Raw genomic sequence first — 24,326 nt, forward strand, 5'->3', positions numbered from 1 at the left:
GTTAGGCAACCCTTAGCGTACTTGCAAGTTCAACATTCGGTCAGCGGCCGGATTCCGGTTCTTCGTTGCGCTTGCCGCGCGTACGTCGCCGAGTACCGCACGCGCCACGGCGTCCGCATCGCACAGCGTCACCGAGTCGACGCCGGGGCGGGCGCCCGCGGCGGTCACCCAGTGCACGCCCTCGGTGGGCACACCGACCGCGTACCGCCTGGGGTGCACGGCTCCCCGGCGGTCGATCAGACGGTACGGGCCGGGTGTTACATCCAGCCCGCCCGTCTCGTAACCCCCGATGACATGCGGCCGGCAGCGGCCCGTCTTGAGCAGCCGGGTCAGCAGCGGATCGGCGGTGCGCCGCACGTCCGGTTCCGGCAGCCGGGCCTCGACGAGGGTCCGTGCGCGGACCGTGGAGCCCGGCACTTCGGGGGAGTGCGCGACGAAGGCCGCGCCCTCGGCGCGCACCTCCATGCGCGGTCCGACGACGGTGAGGATGCCGGCGTCGAGCAGTGCGGTCATCTCTTCGATACGGCGCCGGGGCGGGCCGATCGACAGGAACGCGTTGAGCGGGGTGTACCAGCGGTCCAGGTGCTCGCGGCGGGAACGGCCGGTGAGGCCGCCGTGGTCGACGACGCGGCGGAGTTCGTTGCGCAGATCCCGCAGTGCGTCGAGGGCCGCCTTGACCGGGCCCGTGAGGTTGCCGAGTGCCGCCTGGGCCGCGTCCTCGTGCAGGTAGCCGGTGAGCCAGCGGCGGAAGTCCCCGGGGTCCGTGAAACAACGGCCGCGGTACGGGCGGGAGATGCGGTCCCAGGACCACTGGTCGGCCGTTCGTATACCGAACTCGTCCAGGAGGTGCGGGAGTTCGGGCGCGGACTGGGGGTGCGGGAGTTCGGGCGCGGACTGGCGGTGCGGGAGTTCGCCGGCGGACAGGAACCGCTCGCGGAACTCCGGGCGTTGTCCGGGGGCGAGCAGGGCTTCGTAATAGACGCACTCCACCTCCCGCGCGATCAGCGGCCAGATCTCGGCGAGGAAGTCCGGCGGGTCGCCTTCGGCCGTGCGTTTACGGAAGGTCTCGATGACGTCGCCGGTGAGGACGAGCGGGAAGTGGCGGCCGTGGGCGCCCTTTTCGTTGTCGCCGCGTGCCTGGTACGGGATGCCGCGGCGGGAGCCGGCGAGGAGTCGGGGTTCGTGGCCGGAGGGCAGGTAGCGCAGCCCGTGCGGGGTCTGCTCGAAGCGGCCGCCGCGGCCCGAGGTCAACAGGGCCATGTGGTCGAAGAAGTTGAGCCCGAGGCCGCGCAGCAGGACCGGTTCGCCGGGGGCGAGTGACGTCAGGTCCAGGTCGGCCGGGTTGGCCGGCGGGAAGTAGCCGAGGCCGTGCCGGTCGGCGTGGGCGGCGAGCCGTTCCTGGGTGCGGTCGCCGAGGGTGGGGAGGTGGCCCTGGGCGAGGATCACGGCGTCCAGGCCGTTGAGGCGGGTGCCGTCGTCGAGGGTGAGGGACTGCGGATCGTCGCGGTCCAGGTGGTGCTCGCCGCCCTCCAGGCGGACCGCGCGGGCCCGGTGGACCTCGATCCGTATCTGCTCGGGGGCCTGGCGCACCGTCTCGGTGAACACCCACTCCAGATAGCGCCCGTAGAGCGCGCGCGTCGGATAGTCGTCGGGTCCCAGGGCCGTACGGGGATCGCGGAGCGCCCACTCGTACAGGCTCGGGCCCGGGCGGACGGGGCCCTCGCAGCTGACGCTGTCGTCGGTGTAGAGGGTGACCTGGGAGGCGACCGTGTTCATCAGGAGTTCGGCGGGCTGGTCCGTGCGCCACACCTGGCCCGCGCCCGGTGGCGCCGGGTCGATCACGTGGACCGTCAGGTGGGTGCCGGGCGGGAGCAGGGTGGGGGCGGAGGCGCAGAGGCGCTCGACGACGCTGGTGCCGCGGGGGCCGGCGCCGACCACGGCGACGGTGTGCGTTTGAGGGGGTATTCGGGGCGAAGCGGGCGTCGTTGTCGGGGGAGGTGTGGCGGACAAAGGGGTGGACTCCCGGGCGTGGGGGGCAACTTGGGCGTCGCGGGGTGGTGCGTGTGGTGCTCGTGGCGCGTGTGGTGCTGGTGGTGTGTGTGGTGCTCGTGGTGTGGCTGTTGAGGAAGCGGATGTTCCGCCTCATCATGCCGTTGTCGCGTCGGCTGCCGAAGGGGTGGTCGGAATTACGCCCTCCGCTGTGGTTCGGATCACGCCGGGGGTGCCCTGCTTGTGGGGGAACCGCCGTGCCTGTGGGGTGGGTGGTGGCGGGTCCGGGTGCCGGTGGGGCGTGGGTGCCCGTGGGGGCGGGTGTCTGGCGCGTGGGCGGGAACCGGCTCGCGTGCGGTTTCGTCGTGGGGTCGGTGCCGGTCCGGGGTACCAGTTACACGGGCAATGGCGCCGTTCCCGCGAAGGGTTGCCGTCGACGTCGGGGGCGCCCGTGTAACTGGCACCCCTCCCCGTCCCCTTCCGCCGTCGCGCGGCTGCGGGCCGGTGGGGGTCCCGCCCAGGCGTCGAGCGGCTGCGGGCCGGTGGGGGTTCCGTTCCGGGACTGGGGGTGGGTGCGGGTTTCGTCTCGTCGTCGCGTGGCTGCGGGGCGGTGGGGGTTCCGTTCCGGGAAGGTTGCCTACGGTGTGAGCTGTGTGTCCTCGATCGTTTCGAGGCGTGGGCTGCTGCCCCGTACCCGCTGGGCCTGGTCCAGGCGGAGGCGGGCGGTGCGGCCGCGGAGGGTGAGGGTCATCAGTTGGTTGCCGAACCAAGGGCCGCCCGTTCTGCGCCACTTGATGGGCTGCTTTCCGAGTCGTCCGTGGCGGGCGAAGCGGCGGCCGAGGGCGCGGCCCGCCTTGCTCCAGCCGAAGCGGAAGCCCCACTTCACCGAGCGGTGGATGGAGTTGTGGACCGGGGAGCAGGTCAGCTGCAGGATGCGGGCGTCGGGCGCGTGTTCACCGTTCGGCCAGGTCGGCTCGGCCGCGTACGCATGGTGGACGTCGCCGGAGAGGACGCAGACCGTGGCCGGGGCACTCGGGCCCGTGCCCGCTTCGGCGATCAGCTCGGTCAGTGCTTCGAAGGAGCGCGGGAACGCCGCCCAGTGCTCCAGATCGCTGCGCCGCCGCAGATCCTCCGCGAACCGGGCCCAGCGCGCGCCGCGTTCACCGCGCGCGAGGGCCGCGTTCCACCCCTCGGCCTCATGGATCAGGTGGGGGAGGAGCCAGGGCAGTGAGGTGCCGATGAGAAGGTGATCGCTCGACTCCCGGTCGGCGAGGGCCTGTTCGCGCAGCCACGCGGCCTCGCCCGCGTCGAGCATCGCGCGCTCGGACTCCTTCAGGACGCGCGCGCCCCGGGTGTCCACCATCAGCAGCCGTACGCGGCCGAAGTCGCGCCGGTAGCTCCAGCGGGTGCGCGCCGGGTCCCGGTCGGACTCGGCGGCGAAGGCGCGCAGGTCGTCCGTGCCGTCGGGGGTCGCGCGGACGGCCGTGTACAGCGCGTCGGCGGCGAGCTCGGCCGGGGTGAGGTTGCCCAGGTGCTGGTAGACCCAGTACGACATCAGGCCGCTGAGGATCCGCTCGTTCCACCAGGGCGTGGCCCGCATCTCGGCCAGCCAGGACTCGCTGGTGTTCCAGTCGTCGATCACATCGTGGTCGTCGAAGATCATGCAGCTGGGCACGGTGGAGAGCAGCCAGCGCACCTCGGGGTCCAGCCAGGACTCGTAGTAGAGGTGCGTGTACTCCTCGTAGTCCGCGACCTGCGCACCCGGCGGCTCCCGCAGATCGCGCCGTGCGGCCAGCCAGCTCCTGGTCGCCTTGGAGACCATGTCCGCGTACACCTGGTCGCCGAGCAGCACCAGGACGTTCGGGCGTACGTGATCGGGGTGGGCCGCCAGTTTCGCGGCGAGGGTGTCCAGGGCGTCGGGCCCCACCGGATCGTGTTCGCTCGACGGCGGAGCGGCCCAGCGGCAGGACCCGAAGGAGATGCGTATCTCGTCGTCGTCCGCGCCCGAGGGGGTGCGGATCGTGGACGGCGGGAAGGGCGAGTCGGGCAGCGGCCAGACCTGCCGGCCGTCCAGGAACACCTCGTACGAGGTGTCGCTGCCGGGCGTCAGACCGGTCACCGGGATCAGCGCATAGTGATGCCCCGCCACCTGGAACGTATGCTCCCGGCCGCCGGCGCCGTCGGCGCAGCGCACCTCGGCCGTGCTGGGGCGGTCGGTCTCCACCCATATCGTCGCGGCCGCCTCGTCGACATAGCGCAGCAGCGGGCCCAGGCGCAGCCGGGTCATCGTGATCACTTCCCTCCGTCGCCCGTACGGTACGGAACGACGGAGGGCAGCGGGGAGGTTCCTGCGTAAAGATTCAGCAGCCGCTGAGTGCGGACGTCAGCGCGTTCTTCTCGGCGGAGTCGACGCTCAGCCCGTAATGGTGCTTCACGTCCACCCACATCCGTACGTACATGCAGGTGTACGCGGTACGTGGCGGCAGCCACTCGGCGGGGTCGAGGTCGCTCTTGGCCTGGTTGACGTTGTCGGTGACGGCTATCAGCTGGGGCTGGGAGAGGTCGTTGGCGAAGGTCTGGCGCTGGGCGGTGGTCCAGCTGCTCGCGCCCGAACGCCAGGCTTCGGCGAGTGCGACCACGTGGTCGATGTCGAGATCCGATGCCGCGGTCCAGGTGGCGCCGTCGTACGGGGAGTACCAACTGCCGGACGTGGCCGCGCAGCTGGAGTCCTGCTGGACGTTGGTGCCGTCGCGCTTCAGGACGACCTCCCGGGTGTTGCAGGCGCCGGACTGGGTGATCCAGTGCGGGAACTTGTCGCGGCTGTAGCCGGTCGAGGAGCCCTCGGCCTTCACGGTGAGCTGGCCCAGATACGTACGGGCGGTGGTGGCGCTGATCGGGGTGGGCGGTGCTGCCTGGGCGGGCGGGCCGGTGAGCAGGCTCACAGCGGCCGCCGTGGCGGTCAGGACGGCGAGTGCGCCGGCTCGTTGACGCGCGTAGACACCGGACATGCGAACTCCCTTGAGGTGGGGGGATGTTGAGCGCTCCCGCGGGTTTCGGGCCCGCTCATGCTGGCGGCGCGATGTTGCGTGGAGGTGTGCGCCGGGTGACAGGGTCCCGTCAAGGTGATGAGCGGACAAGGGGGCGTGCGCAATCGCCACCCGTCCCTGATCTCAAGGGAGTTGGTGAAAGTGCGGTTCGAGGGGGGTGTGGCCGTCTTCGAGGCCGGGACCTAAGGCCCTGACGGGCCCGGACGTAGGTCGCGTACGATGGATGGCGCAGAAGGGGAGTAGCTCTTCGCCGGACCGTCGACATACTGCTCAGCCGTCTTCACGACTGGCTGGGCCGGCGCCCGGAGCGGATCACCTGTGATCCGCCAGCGAGACCTTCGGCAGAGCAGTGCCGCCCGTGTGCCCTCGTCAGGGGAGTCACACCTCAGCGCGCTGCCGTGCCGAGGTGTCCGCAGCAACTCTCGGTGGGGCAGCCCCGACCGATTGAGGAACTTTGATCAGCTTCAGCGTCATGGCGCTCGTCTTCGGCGTCGTCTTCCTTGCCGAACTGCCCGACAAGACCGCGCTCGCCGGCCTGGTCCTGGGCACCCGCTACCGGGCCTCGTACGTCTTCGCCGGAGTCGCCGCGGCCTTCGCCGTACATGTCGCGCTGGCGATCGCGGCCGGTTCGGTCCTCACTCTGCTTCCGAGCCGCCTCGTCCAGGCGCTCACCGGCGTCCTGTTCCTCGCGGGCGCGGTGATGCTGCTCATGAAGAAGGACGGGGGCGAGGAGGAGGTGCGCAAGCCCGAGGACCAGTCCTTCTGGAAGGTCTCGGGTGCGGGCTTCATGCTCATCCTGGTCGCCGAGTTCGGCGATCTCACCCAGATCATGACGGCCAACCTCGCCGCCAAGTACGACGACCCGCTCTCGGTCGGCCTCGGTGCCGTCCTCGCGCTCTGGTCGGTCGCGGCGATCGGCATCGTCGGCGGCAAGGCGCTGCTCAAGCGGGTGCCCCTCACGCTGATCACCAAGATCGCGGCGATCGCGATGCTCGCGCTCGCGGGCTTCAGCCTGTACGAGGCCGTGGCGCCGTAAAGCCTCCCGCCGGGGGTGCTGTGACCTGCTGTTTTCCGGCGGCCTGTCCGGTATCGGGCAGGCCGGTGGCGTATCCCCTCCTCTGGTTTGTATGCTGTAGGAACAAAGTGGTTCCCGCCCGCACCCCCTGACCGGCGGGCGGGGCCACTCTGTTTCTTCCGCGGCCGGATCGGGCCGCGACCTCCGCGGCCGGCCATCGGTCGCGGGCCTCACGCGGCCGGTAACCGGCCGCGCCCCGAGCCCAGGGGACCGCCCATGGCGGCCACCGAAGCCCCCACCCTGCTGGCCGCCCCCGCCCCGCTTCTCGACATGGACGGCACGATCGTCAACTCCGATGCGGTGGTGGAGCGTTGCTGGCGGCGGTTCGCCGACAAGCACGGTCTCGACTTCGAGCGCGTCATCTCCGTCGTGCACGGCCGGCAGGGCTACGCCTCGATGGCCGTCCTGCTCCCGGACCGCCCGATGGAGGAGAACTACGCGGAGAACCGCGAGATGCTCGCGGCCGAGACCGCCGACATCGACGGCGTGGTCCCGGTGGGCGGCGCCCCGGCCTTCATGGCCGCGCTCCAGGACCTGCCGCACGCCCTGGTCACCTCGGCCGACCTGGCGCTCGCCACCGCCCGTATGAACGCGGCCGGGCTGCCCATGCCCGCCCACCGCGTCACCGCCGAGTCCGTCTCGGCGAGCAAGCCGGACCCCGAGGGCTTCCTCAAGGGCGCGGCCCTGCTCGGCCTCGACCCCGCCGACTGCGTGGTCTTCGAGGACTCCGGCGCGGGCATCGCCGCGGGCAAGGCGGCCGGCATGCGCGTGGTCGGCGTCGGCCCGCGTGCCGCACAGTACGAGCCGGCCCTGCACGTCATGGACCTCGACGATGTGAAGATCGTCGCAGGGGCGGACGGATCGGTCGAACTGCACTTCAAGGGCTGAGCACATCGGCTCTCACGGGGCCCAGCTGCATCTTTGCGGCCGGGCCCCGTTCGCATGCCCCGGAATGGGGGGCTCCTGACGGGCGGCCGGGGTGGCTGCGGGAAGATGGATGTATGAGCATCGTGAAGATCAACGCGCTGACGGTCCCCGTCGAGCAGCGGGAGACCCTCGAGAAGCGGTTCGCCTCGCGCGCCGGGGCCGTGGAGAGCTCCGACGGATTCGAGTGGTTCGAGCTGCTCAAGCCGCTCGAAGGCACCGACCAGTACCTCGTCTACACCCGGTGGCGCAGCGAGGCCGACTTCCAGGCCTGGATGGAGGGCCCGATGAAGGCGGCCCACCAGGGCGGCGCCGCCGAGGGCGGCGAGCGTCCGAAGCCCGCGGCCAGCGGTTCCCAGGTGTGGACCTTCGAGGTCGTGCAGCAGGCGGGCCCGAAGCCGGCCTGACCTGAGTACGGGTGGGGTGCGGACCGTACCGTCGTACGGTCCGCACCCCACTCTTCGTATGCCGGTCGGATTCCTCGGGGTCCTCCTCGGGCTTCTCCGCGGGTTCCTCGGGTTCCTCGGATTCCTCGGGCTCCTCAGACGCCGAGGAGCCGCTCGGCGAGCTCGCGGTAGTCGCGCAGTGCGAGCCGCAGCTGCTCGGTGTCGGCGCTCGCCCCGTCCGCCGCGGTGCCGGGCTCCGCCGCCGTGCCGGGCTCCGCGCCATCGGCCGGACCCGTGGACCAGGACGTGCGCAGCGACCGGCGCCGCTCCGCGAGGAGTTCCGTGAGGCGCGCCGTCGCCTCCTCCACCACCTTGTCCGCCTCCCGCACGGAGTCGCGCGGGGCGTCGACGAACCCGTTCACGGCGTGCTGCAGCCGCCGTTCCCACTGGTCGCGGTCGTCCCGCCCCAGCAGCCCGCGGCCTTTCGCGTGCGCCGGGTCGCCCATGCGTGCCTGCTCGCCGGTCCGCTCGCTGCCGGTGTGCTTCTGTTCGCCGGCTCGCTCGTCGCCCATGCGTGTCTGCTCGCCGGTCCGCTCGCTGCCGGTGTGCTTCTGTTCGCCGGCTCGCTCGTCGCCCGCGCGCTTCTGCCCGCCGACCCGCTCACTGCCCGTGTGCATCCGGTCGCCCATCACGGCCCTCAACTCTCCTTCGCCCGATGCCGGTTGAATATCCCGGCCGGCCCCACCCGGGTCCGCCCCGAGTGCGCTCCCGGCTCGCCCTTCGCGTGCGGCCGGTCCTTCTCACCCGTGTGCTTCTCCTCGTCCGCGAGCTTCTCCTCGCCCGCGTGCTTCTCGCGGCCCGGCGTGATCGCGGACCGCGGGCGCCGCTCCGGCTCCGCCTCGCCGCGCCCGCGCCGGCCGTCCGCCGTGCGGAGCAGCTCGTGGAACAGGGCTCGCGCCTCGACCATCGCCTCCCGCAGCGACTCGGTACCGGCCTCGCCGTTCCCGTGCGCCGCCGCGTGCACCCTGCGGTAGCCCTGCACCTGGTGCGCGTGATGCACCGACAGCGCGGAGAGCTGCTCCTCATAGCGTTCGCGGCCCGGATAGCCCCGCTCGGCCGCCAACTCGGCGATGAGGGCGTCGACTTCGGCCACCGCCTCGCGCGGTGACTCCACGAACCGCTCCTGGGCCCTGGCCCAGCGGGTCTCGTACTGCTCCCGCTCCCCGCTCGCGAGCGGCTTGGGCGTGAGGGAACCGTGCTGCTTGACGCGCTCGTCGAGCTCCCGTTCGGCGGCCCTGGTGTCGCCGTCGTGGCGGGCGACCGTCCGCTCGTACTCCGGTCCGAAACGGCGCTCCAGGCTCCGGCCGCCGCCACCCGCCCTGCGTGTTACCAGGAACACCGCGCCGGCGATCAGCGCCACTGCGGCCACGATCACTATGACGGTCACAACTGCGGACATGGTCGCGCTCCTGTCATGAGGGACTGTCAGGCAACCGAGTAGCCCGGACACGCAGAGGAAAACCCGATGCGCACCGCGTGACCGGCAACGGATGATGGCGCGTGTGAGCTCTGCCTGGACCGTGACCCGTGAACACTGGACGATTTCCCGTGAACCCGTCGATTCCCCCGCCGCCACCGCACTGTGGCGGGCGTACTACACCGAGGTCAGCGACCGCTGGTATCTGAAGGAGACCGGCCGGCCGACCGCACCTGACGAACTGGAGCGGGGGATCGCCGAGGAGACGGGGGAAGGTCTGCGCGCACCGGACGGGCTGCTGCTGGTCGCGCGCCTGCGCGGTGAACCGGTGGGCACCGCGGGGGTACGGCGGCTCGACGCCACGACCTGCGAGCTCAAGCGCGTCTTCCTGCTCCCGTCGGCCCGCGGCAAGGGCGGCGCGGGGGCACTCATGGACGCCGCCGAGGAGGCCGCCCGCGCGTTCGGTGCGCGACGGCTCGTCCTCGATACGCGGCTCGACCTGGTCGAGGCGCGGAAGCTGTACGCGAAGCGGGGGTTCGCGGAGATCCCGGCGTACAACTCCGGGGCGTATCAGGAGATTTGGTACGGCAAGGAGCTGGCCGACTCGTAAGCCCGAAGCCCGAAGCCCGAAGCCCGAAGCCCGAAACCCGAAGACCAAAGCCTCGAAGCCCGGCCCGAAGACCGAAGCCTCGAAGCCCGGCCCGAAGACCGAAGCCCGGACCGAAGCTCCGAAGCCTCGAAGCCCTTAAGCCCTGGCCGCGTGATCCCGCGGCACCCCACCCACATCCGGCGTCTCCGCGTCCGAGCCCGAAAGCTCGGTGCTCAGCTCCTCGACAAGCCGGACCAGGTCGGTGGGGCGGTCCGGGCCCCACCAGTCGCCGAGGAGTTCCGCGAGGGACTCCTCGCGGGCCTTGCCGAGCTTGGCGGCGACCTCGCGGCCCTCGGGTGTGAACACGAGCCGCATGCCCTCGCGGGCGGCGAGCTTGCGCTCCTCCAGCTGGCGCGCCGCGGCCTGGATCCGGGCGAGCGGCACCGTGGTGTTCTCTGCGAGCACCGCGGGCTCCGTGTGGCCGAAGCGCTGGATGCGCAGGAGCATCCAGCTGGCCGCGGGCAGCAGGTCGTAGCCGGCCCGGGCGGTGATCTTCTGGTAGATCTCCCGCCGGCCCTGCCGCGTGCCGAGCACCGACAGCGCCCGGTGCACCTCGTCGCGCGAGGAGCGTTCGACCGGGTTGCTGGCGAGCGTCTCGGTGATCTCCGGCGCGGTCACCGAACCGCGCAGCTTGTCCTCGCGCAGCAGGAACGACAGCGCGAAGGCGACGAGCGCCACCGGCACCGCGTACAGGAAGACATCCGTGATCGCGGTCGAGTAGCCGTGCAGCGCCACGCCCTGCAGATCCGGCGGGAGCTGCGCGATGGTGCGCGGGTCGTCCTCCAGGGTCTTGATGGTGATCCCGGAGGGCAGGCTCTGGCCTGCGAGGGCGTCGCTGAGCTTGCCGTCGAGCCGGTTGGTGAAGATCGTGCCGAAGATCGCCACGCCGAACGAGGCACCGATCGAGCGGAAGAACGTCGCGCCTGACGTGGCGACGCCGAGATCCTCGTAACCGACGGCGTTCTGCACGATCAGGACCAGGACCTGCATGACCAGGCCGAGACCGACACCGAAGACGAAGAAGTACGCGTTCATCTCCCAGGTGCCGGTGGTCTCCTTCAACTGGTGCAGGAGCAGCAGGCCCAGCGAGGTGATCGCGGTGCCGGCGACGGGGAAGATCTTCCAGCGGCCCGTACGGGAGACGATCTGGCCGGAGATGGTCGAGGACAGGAGCAGGCCGAAGACCATCGGCAGCATGTGCACGCCCGACATGGTCGGCGAGACACCCTTGACGACCTGCAGGAACGTCGGCAGATAGGTCATCGCGCCGAACATCGCGAAGCCCACGACGAAACTGATCGCCGCCGACAGCGTGAAGGTGCGGATCCTGAACAGCTTCAGCGGGAGCACCGGCTCGACGGCCTTGCGCTCCACCGCGATGAACGCCACGAGCAGGACGGCGCCGAGCACCGCGAGCCCGATGATCTGCGCGGAACCCCAGGCCCAGGTGGTGCCGCCGAGCGAGGCCACGAGAACCAGGCAGGTGGCGACCGAGGCGATCAGGAACGTACCGAGGTAGTCGATCTTGTGCGGCCGTACGGTGTGCGGGATGTGCAGCGCGGCGGCGATCACCAGGAGTGCGACGATGCCGATCGGCAGGTTGATGTAGAAGACCCAGCGCCAGCTCAGATGGTCCACGAACAAGCCGCCGAGCAGCGGGCCGAGCACGCTGGTCGCGCCGAAGACGGCGCCGAACAGGCCCTGGTACTTGCCGCGGTCGCGCGGCGAGACGATATCGCCGACGATCGCCATCGAGAGCACCATCAGACCGCCGCCGCCCAGGCCCTGCAGGGCCCGGAAGCCGATCAGCTGCGGCATGTTCTGCGCGATACCGCACAGCGCCGAGCCGATCAGGAAGATCACGATCGCGGTCTGGAAGAGCTTCTTGCGTCCGTAGAGGTCGCCGAGCTTGCCCCACAGAGGTGTCGCGGCGGTCGACGCCAGCATGTACGCGGTGACCACCCAGGACAGGTGCTGCATCCCGCCGAGGTCGCTGACGATCGTCGGCAGCGCGGTCGAGACGATGGTCTGGTCGAGTGCCGCGAGCAGCATGCCGAGCAGCAGCGCCCCGATCGAGACCATGACGCTGCGCTGTGTCTGTCCCGCGCCGGGCACGGCCACGGCGGGGGTGCCCGCGCCGCTCACGTCCTGGGCCATCGACGTCTCCTTGCTGCCGCGGCCGGCGCCCGGCACCGGCTCCGACTGGTGCGTCTGATTCCATCCTGGTCGGGATGGGCCGTTATGGCCTGTTGGGAGAGGGCTCAGGACGTGGGGTCGCTGGGCCTTGTGCGACGGGAGCTGCATAATCGCTGGGAGCTCTAGGGAGGGGACCCCAGCGGTGAGCGGATTGACGTGCCCTGAGTGCGGCGCGCCCAGGGACAGAAGCGGTGCGCCGCAGTGCGGCTGCGCGCAGCGTGCGGCCGATGCGCTGCGCGACGGGCGGGCCGCCGTCGCGGCGGCGGGCGTGGCGGCGTCGGAGGGCTTCCATCCGCTGCGCACACGGCCCCATGTGTCGCTGTCGCCGGAGGCCGAGGCCACGGACGACACGGCCAGGCTGCCGGTGGTCTACGAGGCGCCGGCGCCGCCCGCGGTGCGTGAACCCCGTGCGGCGGACGTGGAGCGCTTCGTGCCGGGCGGAAGCGGGGCCGGGTACGGAAGCGATGGCGGGTACGGAAACGAGGCCGGGTACAACGAGGCCGGGTACGAGGTCGAGCTGGAACGCGCGACGCCGCAGGTCGGGCCCGAGCCCTCGGCTGCAAGGGGCGGGTCCCGGGGCCGCAGTCGGCGCCCGCGCACCGCGCTGCTCGCGGTCTGCGGGGCGGCGGTCGCCGTGGGGGCCCTGGCGGCCACGGCCAGCGGGTTCTTCTCGGGCGACGAGGACGGCACCAGGGAGCTGGCGCTGCCGGACCGGTCCACCAGCGCCCCGGCGAGCAGTGTCGCGCCGAGCCCGAGCGAGAAGGCCTCGAAGTCGGCGTCCCCGAGCCCGTCGCCCTCGAAGTCGGCCAGTGCGTCCGCGTCCGCGTCCCCCTCGGCCCCGCCGTCCAAGACGCCGAGCGCTTCCCCCTCGCCCACGCTCAAGGCCTCGGGCACGGTGACGACGTCCCAGCCGCCGCAGAGCGCCGGGGCGCTGCAGCTGGGCGACAGCGGCCCCGAGGTGGAGCGGATGCAGGGAATGCTGCGGGACGTCTGGGTCTACCACGGCCGCCCGGACGGGAACTTCGACGACAAGACCCGGGACGCCGTCGAGATGTTCCAGGTCTGGTACGGCGTGGACGAGGACCCGAAGGGCGTCTACGGTCCCGCCACGCGGGCCGCCCTCGAGCGTGCGGCCGGGGACGGGGACGGCCAGCGGGACTGAGCGTCCTCGCCCCCTGCGCCCGGACTGAGCGCCCCGCCCCTGCGCCCGTCGGATCAGCCTTCGTCCCGCGCCCGGTGCCACTCCCGTACGGCCTCGTCGATATCCACAGGGCCCCGCCCCAGCGCCGGTCCGGGCGGCGGTCGGCGCAGGAAGACGGGGAGCTTCTCCTCGTGCATCTTTTTGCGGATCCACCACAGTTCGTCGTACGGCCGGTCAAGACCCGCCAGGGGCTTGCCCGCACCGGGCAGGCGCGCGAAGTCACCGCGCGCCTCGGCCTCGCGGCTGTGACATTGTGCGGCTCCGCCGCGTGGGTTGGTCGACGAAGGACTCGAAGCTGACACCAGGGGGCTTACGCTCGGTCATGGCTCAAGTGTGGCAAAGGTGCGCGCGAGCGTCCCGGCCGAAGGTGTGGCCTCGGTCACGCGGCCGGACGTGCGGCGCGCTCTAAGATGCGGCGGCGCGCGTCAACCGCGCCGTATTTTCCGTGACTTGAAGGAGCGCAGGTGCTCGAGCTCACCATGGCCTCGGTCTCGCAGGCGGACGCAGGAGCTACGGCCGGGATGGCCATGGCGGACGCGGACAGCACCCCGGGGGCGGTGCTGCGGGTCGGCCGCGACCGTACGGTGTGCCGGCTCGCGCCGCCCGAGGACTGGCTGTTCATCTCGCGTACGCATCTGGAGTTCCTGTGCGGACCCGACGGTGTCTGGCGCGTGACCTGGCTGCTCGGCTCGCACCCGGACCCGGCCTCCGAAGTGCAGGTCCGGGTCGGGCAGCAGCACCAGCCGCTCGCCTACGGGGCCACGATGGCGCTGCCGCACGGCGGATCGGGTGAGGTGATCATCCAGGACCGCACGAGCCCGCGCACGGTCAACGTGGGCTTCTACCACGAGATATGAGGGACCGTCACCGAGGGCTCAGACGCGTTCCAGTGGCCGGTGCGGGCCGTCCGGGAGTTCGGCCTTGATCGCATCGCCGGGGCGGACCTGGCCGCCCTCGCGTACGACCGTCATGATGCCCGCCTTGCGGATGAGCGCGCCGTCCTCGTCGCGGAACACGACCTGCTTGAGCAGCCCGTCCTGATAGCCGTCGATCTGCACGCACGGATTGCGCAGCCCGGTGACCTCGAGGACCGCCTCGTCGCCGATCCGCAGCAGGGTGCCGGTGGGCAGGCCGAGCAGGTCGATTCCGCTGGTGGTGATGTTCTCGCCGAGCGCGCCCGGCACCACCTCGTGTCCCTGCTCGGCGACCTCGGCGAACAACTCCTCGTGGATCAGGTGCACTTGGCGCAGATTGGGCTGCGTCGGGTCCTGGGCGACCCGCGAGCGGTGCTTCACGGTGACGCCCGCGTGGACGTCGCCCTCGACGCCGAGCCCGGCGAGCAGCGTGATGCTGTCGCGGTTCGGCTTCGTGAAGGAGTACGTGGCGTTGCTGCTGACCGCCCTCACGGCGCCCTGGTTGTCCCTGCTCACGTCCATGCCCAAGCCCCCTGGTTGCCCCTGCTCATGTCCACGCCCAAGCCCCTGCCCGCTGAAACGGATCTGCCGCGACCCTAATCGAGCGGCGGCGGAGTCCATACGGGCGGGGGCGGGGTGACCGTCCGCCGGGCCCGCGTGACCGCGCGCCAGATGATCGCGGTGAGCAGCAGCAGGGCCGTGCCGCCGATGGTGACGATCCATGCGGGGATCCCCGCCCAGCGCAACAACTCCTCGTCGTAGAGGACCTCTTGATACGGCTCGTCCGTGGCGGTCCGGCGCAGTTCGTGGTCGCCGGCGATGTCCGAGGGCTGGGGGAAGATCTGCTCGATCGCCGTGAGATACCGCGTCCGCCCGCCGGCGAAGGAGTCGAGCGCCGGGCCCGCAGAGGCGCCCAGCCGTCCCGCGTACGTGACATCCGGCAGGTACCCGCCGATCGCCGAGCGCGTCTCCATCCGGTGCGCGGCCAGCACGTACAGTTCCAAGGCTTGCGGCTGCTGGGCCAGTCGGGACAGGCGCATCGGATAGACGAGGCGGTCGCTCGCGAACGAGATCCGCAGCGGGTCGAGCGCGCCGCCGAGCGTCGAGCTGCCGCCCTCGTCCGGTGCGAGGCGGATCGCCACGTAACTCCAGCCCTGATCGACGTACGGGCGCAGCGCCTGCGACAGCCGCTCGGGCAGCCGGAAGCCCTCCTGCTCCAGCCAGTCGGCCAGCGCGTCCGGGTCGGACGCGGTCAGCCGGGCCACGTCGAAGGGCCCGAGCCGTTCGCGTCCCGTGACGCCCACCGGCGCCGGGCTCTCGGGAGCGCCGGCCCCCGCGCCGTCGCCCACCTCAGGATCCGAGAAGGGGAAGTCGCCCTCGCGCGGCCAGAAGTAGCGGCGCTCCTTGTGGACGGGCGCGGTGAGTTCGGCGAGCTCGTCGAAGAGCGCACGGTCGCCGAGCCGCACATCGGCGCGTGACGGCACCGGCATGATCCACGCGGCTTCGCGGGCGTCGCCCCGTACGGAGAGACGCATCGCGATCTCCTCCCGCTCGCCGTCCCAGCGCACCGCCGAGACCTCGCGGTCCACCGAGATCGAGGAGCCCTCGCCCGGCACCATGGCCCCGCACCCGCAGGCGTACGCGGGGCTGATCAGCGAGCCGAGGAGGAGCGCGAGGAGTGCGAGCAGAACCGCCGCGATCCGCCGTCCACGTGGGACGGCCGGCCCCGGGTCGCTCCTGACAGTGGCCGGCCGTTCCCCGAACCCGAAGTGCATGTGCCCATCCCCCCGTACAGAGTCACGGGCACAGACGGCCGCCTACCGTGCGCCGGTTCCCACCAGGACCTTCTCGCCGGCGGTGGTCTTCGGGCCGTTCGCCGCCCGCAGCTGGCGCGCCTCGGCCTCCGTCTCCACGGCCGGCGGCGACCCGGGCAGCGGACGCCCGGCCGACTCCGGCATCAGCCAGGCGGCGATCCCGCCGATGACGGCCGCGCCCATGAGGTAGTACGCGGGGATCATCAGGTTGCCCGTGGTGGCGATCAGCGCCGCCGCGATCAGCGGGGTCGTGCCGCCGAAGAGCGAGACGGAGATGTTGAAGCCGACGGACAGCGAGCCGTAGCGGACCTTCGTCGGGAAGAGTGCGGGCAGCGCCGACGGCATCGACGAGGTGAAGCCCACCAGAAGCAGTCCGAGGCCCGCGAGACCGAGCGCGATCGCCCAGGTCGAGCCCGCGCGGATCAGCAGGAGGGCGGGCACCGACAGGAGGACGAAGCCGGCGCAGGCGCCGCCGATGACGACGCGATGGCCGAAGCGGTCGTTGACCCGGCCCATCGGGATCTGGACGGCCATCATCAGGACCATCACGCCGATGAGGATCAGCGTGCCGTGCGTGGCGTCGTAGCCGAGTTCCTCGCTGAGGAAGGTCGGCATGTACGAAAGCAGCATGTAGTCGGTGACGTTGAAGACCAGGACGAGCCCGATGCAGAGCATCATCGCCCGGCCGTTGCCCACGAACATCTCGCGCAGCTTCGGCTTGGGCAGCGCCTTCTGCTTCGCCTCGGCCTCGTCGGCGAGCGCCTGGAAGGCGGGGGTCTCCTCGAGCTTCATCCGTACGTACAGACCGATCAGACCGACCGGGCCCGCGATCAGGAACGGGATGCGCCAGCCCCAGCCGTACAGGTCGGGCTCGGCCATGAACGTGGTGAGGGCCGTCGCGAGCAGGGCGCCCGCGACATAGCCGACGAGCGTGCCGAACTCCAGGAACGAGCCGAAGAACCCGCGCTTCTTGTCCGGCGCGTACTCGGCGATGAAGGTGCACGCGCCGCCGTACTCACCGCCGGTCGAGAAGCCCTGCACCATGCGCGCCAGGATGAGCAGCACGGGAGCCCAGACGCCGATGGCGTTGTACGAGGGGATCAGGCCGATCGCGAAGGTGCCCGCCGCCATCATGATCATGGTGAGGGCGAGGACCTTCTGGCGGCCGATGCGGTCGCCGAGCGGTCCGAAGAAGGCACCGCCGATCGGGCGCACCAGGAAGGCCGCGGCGAAGGTGCCGAGCGCCGAGAGCACCTGGGCAGTGCTGGACGCCTCGGGGAAGAAGACATGGCCGATCGTGACGGCGAGATAGCCGTAGACGCCGAAGTCGAACCACTCCATGGCATTGCCGAGCGCGGCCGCCTTCACGGCGCGCTTCACGAGCGCGGGGTCGGTGACGGTGACGTCGCCGACGGGCGGCTGCGGAGTTTCGGACGGTTGCCGGTCCAGAGTGGTGGGTGACATGAGAGTCGACCATAGGACCCGGTTGCCCGGTTACGTGCCGTGTGCGGTCCTTTGCGTACTGATGGGAAACCCCCTCCTGCCAGGCCTGACGTATGCAAGATCAATCCTGGATGAGCGCACGCTTTGTGACCTTTGTCGCGCGCTGCCGCCGCAACCGCAGCCTCCGCGAAGCGGCTCGGGACGCACGCGAAGCAGCCTCGGACGCACGCGAAGCAGCCATGCACGCGCGCGAAGCAGCCACGGACGCCCGCGAAGCAACCCAGCACCCCCGCCGGCGGCGTCTTTCTCCCAAAGGCGGGGATACGCGCAGATGAAGGAGCGGCTGGGGGAGGGGGCCGGGCGACCGTGGTGAACGCGGAGCGCAGCGAGCGGCAGTCAGTCCTCGGGACGGGCGCCCCGATCGGCCGGATCGCGGCCGCGAGCGTCGCGTTATGGCTGCTCGCGGCGGTCCTCGGCGCCCGCCAGATCGCGGCCGTGCTGCGCTCGCCGCCCGGTGAGCGGCTGATCGAGCTGGAGAACTGGATCGGACCGCTCGGGGTCCTCCAGGTCCGCGGCTCCCTCTATGCCGGCGGGGAGTTCAGCGGCACGCCCTTCACCGGACTCGTCCTCAGACCGCTGAAGCAGTCGGCCGAGCACTCGCTCGGCGTCTTCTGGGCCTTCGGCACCCTGCTCCTGGTCGCCCTCATCGGAGTCGTCGCGGCCCGCGCCCTGCCCGCCCCGGTCACCCGTCGCGCGGCGCTGCTCGGGGCGCCCGTCGCGATCGTCCTCATGATGCTGTCGCTGCCGGTGCGCAACACCCTGCACCTCGGGCAGACCAGCATCATCCCCGTCCTCCTCGTGCTGCTCGGCTGCTTCACCGCCCGCGGCGAACGCACCGCCGGTGTCCTGATCGGGATCGGCGCGGCCCTCCAGCCCACGGTGCTGCTGTTCGCCCCGCTCCTGTGGTGCACAGGCCGCCGCCGTGCCGCCGTCAGCGCCGCCGGCACCTTCGCCGCCGCGACCGCCCTGGCCTGGGCGGCCATGCCCCATGACTCCTGGACGTACTGGGTGCACCATCTGGCGGGCGCGGGCCTCGGCGGCGCCCCCGCCCAGGTCTCCAACCAGTCCCTGCACGGCGCGCTCCTGCGGCTGGGCCTGCACGGGCCGGGCGAGACGGCCGTCTTCGCCGCGCTCGGCATCGTGGTCGCCTCCGTGGGGCTGCGCCGCGCCGTGCACTATGCGCGCGACGGGCAGCTGCTCCTCGCCGTGGCCCTGACCGGCTGCGTGGCGGTCGCCGTCTCGCCGACGGCCTGGCAGCACCAGCTCCTGTGGCTGCTGCTCGCGGTGGTCGGCCGCGTCGGCACCAAGGCGGCCTCTCGGCTCGTGTGGCCGGCGGCCGTCGTGGTGGTGATGACGCTGCCGGCCAAGGTGATCCTGCTGGACCGGGCGGTCCTCTTCCCGCTGCGGGACAACCTGCTCCTCCTCACGGCCCTGGCCGCCGCCTGCGCCGTCCCGTTCCTGAGCCGCACCTCGCCGTACTTCCGCGACCCGATCCGTACGGACTACGCGATCCCCGTCGACGCCCGCTGGAAACGGATCCCCCTCCTGCCGCTGTGGCGCCGCGCCCTGACCCGCCCGAACCTGCTGCTCGAACTGCTCCTGATCCGCGTCTTCTACTGGGCGTACTCGCAGGTCCGGCTGGCCGCGACAGCCGGCCGCGAACAGGCCGAGGCGCACGGGACGCAGATCTTCGAGCTCGAAAAGGCGCTCTTCCTCGACATCGAGCTGTGGCTCAACCACGTGGTGGCGCGCACCCCTTGGCTCGAAGCGGCGATGAACTCCTACTACACGTCCTTCCACTTCGTGGTGCCGCTCGTGATCCTCGCCGTCCTCTACCGCCGCCGCCCCGCCGACTACCGCTGGGCCCGCAGCGCCCTGGGCCTGGCCACGCTGCTCGGCCTGGCCGGCTTCTGGCTCTACCCGCTCGCACCGCCGCGCCTGATGCCGGACCTCGGTTTCGTCGACACGATCCACGGAGTCCAGGACTTCACGCGGCCCGGCTACGGGGCGATGACCGCGCTCACGAACCAGTACGCGGCCATGCCCTCGCTGCACTTCGGCTGGGCGCTGTGGTGCGGTCTGGTCCTCGCGGTGCTCGCCTCGCGGTGGTGGCTGAAGGCGCTCGGCCTGCTCCATCCGACGCTCACCCTGGTGGTGATCGTGGGCACGGCCAACCACTGGATCCTGGACGCGGTCGGCGGTGCGCTCGTCGTCGGCGCGGGCTTCTTCCTCGTCCACGTGCTGTCGGGGCCGCGCAGGACGAAGGAGCCGGCGCCCGGGGCGGCAGCGGAGCCGCTCAGCAGCGCTCGGGAGGCCGCCATCCGTACGCCGAGCTGATCCGGTACTCGCCGGGACCGTCGACTTCGAGCCGTACGAACTCACCGTCCCGCGCGAGACAGCCGCCCGAGGTGGTCAGCCACGGCGAGTACGCGACCTTGACCGTCATCGAGCCCTTCGCCGAAGCCCGGACGACCAGCGAGGTCTCATCGGAACGCAGCACCTCGGCCGCCCCGGAGACCAGCGGTTCGGCGTCCCGCACGCGGAACACCTTCCAGTGCTCGTCCTGCCACACGGGCTCCAGGAACCCGGGACCGCCGCGCACCAGCGCCGCCTCCCGCTCGGCGGGCCCGTCCGGGCGGGCGTTCTTCGGCAGCACGACCAGGCCGACGGCCCACCGGTCGAGCCAGTCCTTGTACGCCTCGGGCGAGAAGGCGCCGTCCGGCACACCCGCGCCCGGATAGCCGTCGTAGAACAGCGGTCCGCGCTCGACGTCGGCCTGCCGGTTCCAGCCCTTGGCCAGGTTGACGTGCGGCGCGAGCAGCACCGACTCGCGATGGTCGCGGGCAGGCACGACCTCGACCCGGGTGCGGTCCGCGCCGAGCCCGTCCAGGGCCTCGACCAGGGAGTCGGTGTGCTGCGCCCAGGCCGGGACCTTGGTGTAGACGACGATGTCGTCCACCGCTTTCTGCGTCACCCAGTAGACCGAGAACACCAAGGTCAGCACGTACGCGACCCGCTTGACGCGATCCGCGCGGCGCTGCGGCCCGGAGGGCTTCGCGGGCAGGCACGCGAGCAGCACGGCGGGCGCGATCAGCTGCGCGAACCGCTCCACGTTCGTCCCGATCGGCGAGGCGATCAGATACGTGAGCACCACGCCGAGCGCGTAGACCGCCGCACCCGCCTTGAGCGTGCGCCACTTGGCCGGCGCGACGAGCAGCACGGCCGCGCAGAACAGCACGGGCGCCAGGATCCGCCCCCACCCCATGGGCTGCACACCCTCGAAAGGGAACAGCAGCGTCGTCAGGCCGACCACCACGAACGGCGGCAGCAACAGCGACAGGGCCCGCCCCCAGTCCCGCACGAGCAGAAAGGCCGCACCCACCACGACCAGATAGAGCCCCGCGACCGGTGACCCCATGGTCGCGAGCGCCGCGCACAGGCCCGCCCACCAGATGCGCCGCGCCCCGATCAGGAGCACACAGGCGCCGAGCGCGAACGCGATGCCGAGGGCGAAGGTGGTGCGCCCCGAGATGACGTTGCAGCACAGGGCGTACGAGGTGAGCAGGGCCGGCCACAGCGGCCGCGCGATCCCCGTGCGCACCCACAGCATCCCGCCCAGCCAGCCCGAGGCGAGACCGGAGAGCAGCGTCACCGTCTGCACGCCGAGCGCGGCCATCAGATACGGGGAGATCAGGCTGTAGTTGGCGGTGTGCAGTCCGCCGTACCAGGACAGGTTGTACGGGGAGCCCGGGTGCTCGGCCACGAAGTCGGCCCAGGCCTGCTGGGCGGCGAGATCCCCGCCGCCCTTCGCGAACACCAGCCACCACACCGCGTACAGGGGAAGCAGGGCGAGCGTCGAGAGCAGCGGCACCCGGTGGCGGACATGCCAGACGGCGCGGTCCGCGGCCGCGGCGGGCGACCGGGGGTGCGACGGTGACGACAGGGCGTCCTGGGCCATGGGTGACGGCTTTCGGTCCGGCGGATGAGCTGGGCAACCTCGTAGACGCTAGCCAGCCGCAATCCGTTCAGGCACCCGGCCCCCGCTTCCGGGCGATTTGCGCAGGCCGGCACGGAACCGCGGGCCAACTCCGGGGCCGGGACGCGTAGTAACGGGTTCTAGCTGTGGCAAGGGTTGTGCGGAGATCTTTTACGCGCAAGTGGAGTGCGGGAACGGTGGCTGTGCGTGCAAGACCCTTGCGGTGGACGGGCCTGAGTCGTGAGACTGTCCCGGTAACTAGAACGCGTACTAGTTCTTGAGTCAGAAACAGACCTGAGGTCGAAGGCTCGGCCGGGCGGGGTGCCGGGACACCCCCACGGACCGCAACACGTCACTTGAGGAATCAAGGCGGCAAGCAGCCGGCTCGCGAAAGCGGCGGCGGGCCGGCCGCGAAGGAGGGCTCATGGCCGCGGAACCCGTCATCGTCGAAGCAGTGCGCACACCCATAGGCAAGCGCGGGGGCTCGCTCGCCAATCTCCATCCCGCCTACCTCCTGGGCGAGACCTACCGTGAACTGCTCGCGCGCACCGGGATCCAGCCGGACTGCGTCGAGCAGATCGTCGGCGGCACGGTCACCCACGCCGGCGAGCAGTCGATGAACCCGGCCCGCACGGCCTGGCTCGCGATGGGTCTGCCGTACGAGACGGCCGCGACGACCGTGGACTGTCAGTGCGGCTCCTCGCAGCAGGCCTCGCACATGACGGCCAACATGATCGCGGCCGGTGTGATCGACATCGGGATCTCCTGCGGTGTCGAGGCCATGTCCCGCGTACCGCTGGGCTCGGGCTCCAAGCACGGTCCGGGCAAGCCGATGCCGGAGGAGTGGAACGTCGATCTGCCCAACCAGTTCGAGGCCGCCGAGCGCATCGCCCGCAACCGGGGGCTGACCCGCGAGAACGTGGACTCGCTCGGGCTGATCTCGCAGGAGCGGGCGCAGATCGCCTGGGCCGAGGAGCGGTTCAAGCGCGAGACCTTCGCCGTCCAGGTGCCGACCACCGAGGACGAGCAGCGCGCCGGACAGGGCATGTGGCGGCTCGTCGACCGTGACGAGGGGCTGCGCGACACCTCGATGGAGGCCCTCGGCGGCCTCAAGCCTGTGATGCCCACCGCCGTTCACACGGCAGGGAACTCCTCCCAGATCTCCGACGGCGCCGCCGCCATCATGTGGGCCTCGAAGCGGATGGCGCGCGCCCTGAAGCTCAAACCGCGCGCCCGGATCGTCGCCCAGGCCTTGGTCGGCGCGGACCCGCACTACCACCTCGACGGTCCGATCGACGCGACCCGTGCGGTGCTGGGCAAGGCCGGGATGTCGCTCAAGGACATCGACCTCGTGGAGATCAACGAGGCCTTCGCGTCCGTCGTCCTGAGCTGGGCCCAGGTCTTCGAGCAGGACCTGGAGAAGGTCAACGTCAACGGCGGCGCCATCGCCCTCGGCCACCCCGTGGGCGCGACGGGCGCCCGCCTGATCACGACCGCGCTGCACGAACTGGAGCGGCGCGACAAGGAGTTCGCCCTGATCACCATGTGCGCGGGCGGGGCGCTGGCCACGGGGACGATCATCCAGCGGCTCTGAGGTCGCCGGGACGGTCCGGGAAATCCCCCGTATCCAGGTGTAGTTGAGTACACCCCGGGTTCCGGGGGCTGGTCGGATGGGTCCGGACGCGGTCGCGTACGACCATCTCCTCATGACGACGAACCGGACGCACCAGACGACCGACTCCCGTGGTACGCACCGCACTTCACGTGGTCTCAGGGCCGCCGTCGCCGCCTGCGCGGCGGTCGCCCTGGCCGCGACCCTGACCGCTCCGGCCTTCGCCGAGGCCCGCCCCGCGCCCGTGGCACCTGTGCACCAGGAGCGTGGCGACCTCCTGCGCGTGGAGCCCGTCGCGGAACTGGACAAGGCGGAGGTCGCCGCGTTCCTCGCACGGGCCGGGATCGGCGACGGCACCGTACGGCACGGGGTGCGCGCGTACCGCCTGACCTACCGCACGATCGACACCGACGGACGCCCCACCACCGCCACCGGACTGCTCACCCTGCCCGTCGGCGGCGAACGGCGGCTCGACCTCGTGTCCGACACCCACGGCACCATGGTCCACCGCGACTACGCGCCCTCGGTCGCGGCCGACTTCGGCAAGCTGCCCTCGTATCTGCACGCCTCGGCGGGCCGTGCCGTCGCCGCCCCGGACTACCTCGGACTCGGCAAGGGCCCGGGCACCCATCCGTACATGGACACCCGCTCGGCCGTCACCGCCTCGGTCGACATGCTGCACGCGGCCCGCACCGCGGCACAGCGGCTGCACCGGCCGCTGACCGGTGACGTGTACGCGACCGGCTTCTCGCAGGGCGGCCAGGTCGCCATGGCGCTCGGCCGCGACCTGAGCTCCGGGCAGGCCCGCGGCTTCCGGCTGCGCGCCCTCGCCCCCGTCGCCGGACCCTACGACCTCACCGGCGAAGAGGTGCCGGCGCTGTACGACGGCCGGGTCAACGACATCAGCGGCCTCTTCTACGTCTCGTACTTCCTCGTCGCCCAGAACCGGCTGCACCCGCTCTACAGCGACCCCTCCGAGGCGTTCCGCGCCCCTTACGACGAGCGCATCGAGGCGCTCTTCGACGGGGAGCACCACGAGGAGGACGTGATCACGCAGCTGCCGGGAAGCGTGAAGGAGCTGCTCACCCCGGAGTTCTACGAGTGGATGCGGGACCCCGACGGAGCGCTCCTGACCGCCCTGAGGAGCCAGGACGACAGCTGTGACTGGAAGCCGAAGGCGCCGGTGCGCCTGTACGCGTCGGCCGGCGACACCGACGTACCGATCGGCAACGCCCGCAGCTGCGCCGCCGACCTCGCCCGCCACGGGGTGCGGGCGCCCGTGCTCGACCAGGGCGCGGTGGACCACTTCGGATCGTTCAAGAAGGGCGGCCCGAAGACGGTGGCCTGGTTCGACCGGCTCGCGCGGTAGGTGCCGGTCCGGACGACGACGGTAGGTGCTGGTCCGGACGACGACGGTAGGTGCTGGTCCGGACGACGACGGTAGATGCCGGTCCGGACGACGACGGTAGGTGCCGGTCCGGACAACGACGAAGCGGGAGGGGCCCCCCCCGCGGGGGGGGGGCGGGGCGGCCGGCGGCCTTGGGTCGCCCGGCCGTCCACGGG

At 71.5% G+C, this 24,326-nt stretch carries 19 protein-coding genes and 1 pseudogene; 9 read left to right on the forward strand and 11 right to left on the reverse strand.

The features are described from left to right. Positions 1 to 12: 12 nt before the first annotated feature. From JAO81_RS17185 to JAO81_RS17195, 3 genes are all read right to left on the reverse strand, one after another. On the reverse strand, positions 13 to 1,938 hold the full coding sequence (locus JAO81_RS17185) for an FAD/NAD(P)-binding protein (protein WP_307813430.1): 1,926 nt from the start codon (positions 1,936 to 1,938) through the stop codon (positions 13 to 15). A 688-nt stretch (positions 1,939 to 2,626) separates the two neighbouring features. Beyond that, the gene (locus JAO81_RS17190; RefSeq protein ID WP_199548759.1) at positions 2,627 to 4,276 is read right to left on the reverse strand and encodes an alkaline phosphatase D family protein; all 1,650 of its coding nucleotides are present in this window, start codon (positions 4,274 to 4,276) and stop codon (positions 2,627 to 2,629) included. A gap of 73 nt (positions 4,277 to 4,349) precedes the next feature. Then, a complete protein-coding gene (locus JAO81_RS17195; RefSeq protein ID WP_199548732.1) occupies positions 4,350 to 4,997 on the reverse strand; it encodes an HNH endonuclease family protein in 648 nt (215 codons plus the stop codon). A 493-nt stretch (positions 4,998 to 5,490) separates the two neighbouring features. Between JAO81_RS17195 and JAO81_RS17200 the strand changes: the two genes are divergently transcribed. The 3 genes from JAO81_RS17200 (at position 5,491) to JAO81_RS17210 (ending at position 7,442) form a co-directional block, all read left to right on the forward strand. Continuing rightward, positions 5,491 to 6,072: a TMEM165/GDT1 family protein gene (locus JAO81_RS17200; RefSeq protein ID WP_199548733.1), complete on the forward strand. Its 582-nt coding sequence runs from the start codon at positions 5,491 to 5,493 to the stop codon at positions 6,070 to 6,072. Between the two features lie 255 nt (positions 6,073 to 6,327). Further along, positions 6,328 to 6,999: an HAD-IA family hydrolase gene (locus JAO81_RS17205; RefSeq protein WP_199548734.1), complete on the forward strand. Its 672-nt coding sequence runs from the start codon at positions 6,328 to 6,330 to the stop codon at positions 6,997 to 6,999. A 113-nt stretch (positions 7,000 to 7,112) separates the two neighbouring features. Continuing rightward, positions 7,113 to 7,442 carry an antibiotic biosynthesis monooxygenase gene (locus JAO81_RS17210; protein WP_199548735.1) on the forward strand — a complete coding sequence of 110 codons (330 nt, stop codon included), beginning with the start codon at positions 7,113 to 7,115 and terminating at the stop codon, positions 7,440 to 7,442. A 134-nt stretch (positions 7,443 to 7,576) separates the two neighbouring features. Here the strand turns inward: JAO81_RS17210 and JAO81_RS17215 are convergent, their stop codons facing one another. Then, a complete protein-coding gene (locus tag JAO81_RS17215) occupies positions 7,577 to 8,110 on the reverse strand; it encodes a hypothetical protein (RefSeq protein ID WP_233415487.1) in 534 nt (177 codons plus the stop codon). An 8-nt stretch (positions 8,111 to 8,118) separates the two neighbouring features. Beyond that, positions 8,119 to 8,880 carry a hypothetical protein gene (locus JAO81_RS17220; protein ID WP_199548737.1) on the reverse strand — a complete coding sequence of 254 codons (762 nt, stop codon included), beginning with the start codon at positions 8,878 to 8,880 and terminating at the stop codon, positions 8,119 to 8,121. 103 nt (positions 8,881 to 8,983) lie between these two features. Here JAO81_RS17220 and JAO81_RS17225 point away from each other — a divergent pair, with 103 nt between their 5' ends. Next, complete coding sequence (locus tag JAO81_RS17225) at positions 8,984 to 9,508, forward strand: GNAT family N-acetyltransferase (RefSeq protein ID WP_307813431.1); 525 nt, start codon at positions 8,984 to 8,986, stop codon at positions 9,506 to 9,508. A gap of 135 nt (positions 9,509 to 9,643) precedes the next feature. Here JAO81_RS17225 and JAO81_RS17230 read toward each other — a convergent pair whose 3' ends face one another. Next, entirely contained in the window at positions 9,644 to 11,704 is a 2,061-nt protein-coding gene (locus JAO81_RS17230; protein WP_199548738.1) for an MFS transporter, read from the reverse strand. 181 nt (positions 11,705 to 11,885) lie between these two features. On the opposite strand from JAO81_RS17230, the gene JAO81_RS17235 reads away from it, so the two are divergent. Further along, positions 11,886 to 12,905 carry a peptidoglycan-binding domain-containing protein gene (locus JAO81_RS17235; protein ID WP_199548739.1) on the forward strand — a complete coding sequence of 340 codons (1,020 nt, stop codon included), beginning with the start codon at positions 11,886 to 11,888 and terminating at the stop codon, positions 12,903 to 12,905. Positions 12,906 to 12,967: 62 nt separating this feature from the next. Here JAO81_RS17235 and JAO81_RS17240 read toward each other — a convergent pair. Further along, positions 12,968 to 13,268 (reverse strand): annotated as a pseudogene (locus tag JAO81_RS17240) (DnaJ family domain-containing protein); the annotation flags it as partial. A 140-nt stretch (positions 13,269 to 13,408) separates the two neighbouring features. Between JAO81_RS17240 and JAO81_RS17245 the strand changes: the two are divergent. Further along, positions 13,409 to 13,801 (forward strand): hypothetical protein, encoded by a 393-nt coding sequence (locus tag JAO81_RS17245; RefSeq protein WP_199548740.1) that lies wholly within the window; start codon positions 13,409 to 13,411, stop codon positions 13,799 to 13,801. Between the two features lie 18 nt (positions 13,802 to 13,819). Here JAO81_RS17245 and JAO81_RS17250 read toward each other — a convergent pair whose 3' ends face one another. The 3 genes from JAO81_RS17250 to JAO81_RS17260 form a co-directional block, all read right to left on the reverse strand. Then, on the reverse strand, positions 13,820 to 14,380 hold the full coding sequence (locus JAO81_RS17250) for an MOSC domain-containing protein (RefSeq protein WP_199548741.1): 561 nt from the start codon (positions 14,378 to 14,380) through the stop codon (positions 13,820 to 13,822). Between the two features lie 74 nt (positions 14,381 to 14,454). After that, on the reverse strand, positions 14,455 to 15,633 hold the full coding sequence (locus JAO81_RS17255) for a DUF2330 domain-containing protein (protein ID WP_199548742.1): 1,179 nt from the start codon (positions 15,631 to 15,633) through the stop codon (positions 14,455 to 14,457). A 42-nt stretch (positions 15,634 to 15,675) separates the two neighbouring features. Further along, positions 15,676 to 17,136 (reverse strand): MFS transporter, encoded by a 1,461-nt coding sequence (locus tag JAO81_RS17260; protein ID WP_199548743.1) that lies wholly within the window; start codon positions 17,134 to 17,136, stop codon positions 15,676 to 15,678. Positions 17,137 to 17,481: 345 nt separating this feature from the next. Between JAO81_RS17260 and JAO81_RS17265 the strand changes: the two genes are divergently transcribed. Continuing rightward, the gene (locus JAO81_RS17265; RefSeq protein WP_199548744.1) at positions 17,482 to 19,512 is read left to right on the forward strand and encodes a bifunctional glycosyltransferase 87/phosphatase PAP2 family protein; all 2,031 of its coding nucleotides are present in this window, start codon (positions 17,482 to 17,484) and stop codon (positions 19,510 to 19,512) included. Here JAO81_RS17265 and JAO81_RS17270 read toward each other — a convergent pair. Further along, positions 19,472 to 21,133 carry a glycosyltransferase family 87 protein gene (locus tag JAO81_RS17270; RefSeq protein ID WP_233415488.1) on the reverse strand — a complete coding sequence of 554 codons (1,662 nt, stop codon included), beginning with the start codon at positions 21,131 to 21,133 and terminating at the stop codon, positions 19,472 to 19,474. The genes JAO81_RS17265 and JAO81_RS17270 overlap by 41 nt on opposite strands. A 442-nt stretch (positions 21,134 to 21,575) precedes the next feature. On the opposite strand from JAO81_RS17270, the gene JAO81_RS17275 reads away from it, so the two are divergent. Beyond that, positions 21,576 to 22,745, forward strand: a complete 1,170-nt coding sequence (locus JAO81_RS17275) for a steroid 3-ketoacyl-CoA thiolase (RefSeq protein WP_199548745.1) — start codon at positions 21,576 to 21,578, stop codon at positions 22,743 to 22,745. A gap of 112 nt (positions 22,746 to 22,857) precedes the next feature. Next, the gene (locus JAO81_RS17280; RefSeq protein WP_199548746.1) at positions 22,858 to 24,132 is read left to right on the forward strand and encodes an alpha/beta hydrolase; all 1,275 of its coding nucleotides are present in this window, start codon (positions 22,858 to 22,860) and stop codon (positions 24,130 to 24,132) included. Positions 24,133 to 24,326 lie beyond the last annotated feature (194 nt).

The sequence above is a fragment of the Streptomyces sp. N35 genome (assembly GCF_016464295.1).
In the GTDB taxonomy this organism is placed as follows: Bacteria; Actinomycetota; Actinomycetes; order Streptomycetales; family Streptomycetaceae; genus Streptomyces.

Bases quoted from the DNA above. Each gene is read 5' to 3' on its own strand.
- JAO81_RS17230 (WP_199548738.1), bottom strand. From the start codon at position 11,704: ATGGCCCAGGACGTGAGCGGCGCGGGCACCCCCGCCGTGGCCGTGCCC.
- JAO81_RS17255 (WP_199548742.1), bottom strand. From the start codon at position 15,633: ATGCACTTCGGGTTCGGGGAACGGCCGGCCACTGTCAGGAGCGACCCG.
- JAO81_RS17190 (WP_199548759.1), bottom strand. From the start codon at position 4,276: ATGACCCGGCTGCGCCTGGGCCCGCTGCTGCGCTATGTCGACGAGGCG.
- JAO81_RS17205 (WP_199548734.1), top strand. From the start codon at position 6,328: ATGGCGGCCACCGAAGCCCCCACCCTGCTGGCCGCCCCCGCCCCGCTT.
- JAO81_RS17220 (WP_199548737.1), bottom strand. From the start codon at position 8,880: ATGTCCGCAGTTGTGACCGTCATAGTGATCGTGGCCGCAGTGGCGCTG.
- JAO81_RS17270 (WP_233415488.1), bottom strand. From the start codon at position 21,133: ATGGCCCAGGACGCCCTGTCGTCACCGTCGCACCCCCGGTCGCCCGCC.
- JAO81_RS17215 (WP_233415487.1), bottom strand. From the start codon at position 8,110: ATGGGCGACCGGATGCACACGGGCAGTGAGCGGGTCGGCGGGCAGAAG.
- JAO81_RS17250 (WP_199548741.1), bottom strand. From the start codon at position 14,380: ATGGACGTGAGCAGGGACAACCAGGGCGCCGTGAGGGCGGTCAGCAGC.
- JAO81_RS17280 (WP_199548746.1), top strand. From the start codon at position 22,858: ATGACGACGAACCGGACGCACCAGACGACCGACTCCCGTGGTACGCAC.
- JAO81_RS17275 (WP_199548745.1), top strand. From the start codon at position 21,576: ATGGCCGCGGAACCCGTCATCGTCGAAGCAGTGCGCACACCCATAGGC.
- JAO81_RS17260 (WP_199548743.1), bottom strand. From the start codon at position 17,136: ATGTCACCCACCACTCTGGACCGGCAACCGTCCGAAACTCCGCAGCCG.
- JAO81_RS17195 (WP_199548732.1), bottom strand. From the start codon at position 4,997: ATGTCCGGTGTCTACGCGCGTCAACGAGCCGGCGCACTCGCCGTCCTG.
- JAO81_RS17210 (WP_199548735.1), top strand. From the start codon at position 7,113: ATGAGCATCGTGAAGATCAACGCGCTGACGGTCCCCGTCGAGCAGCGG.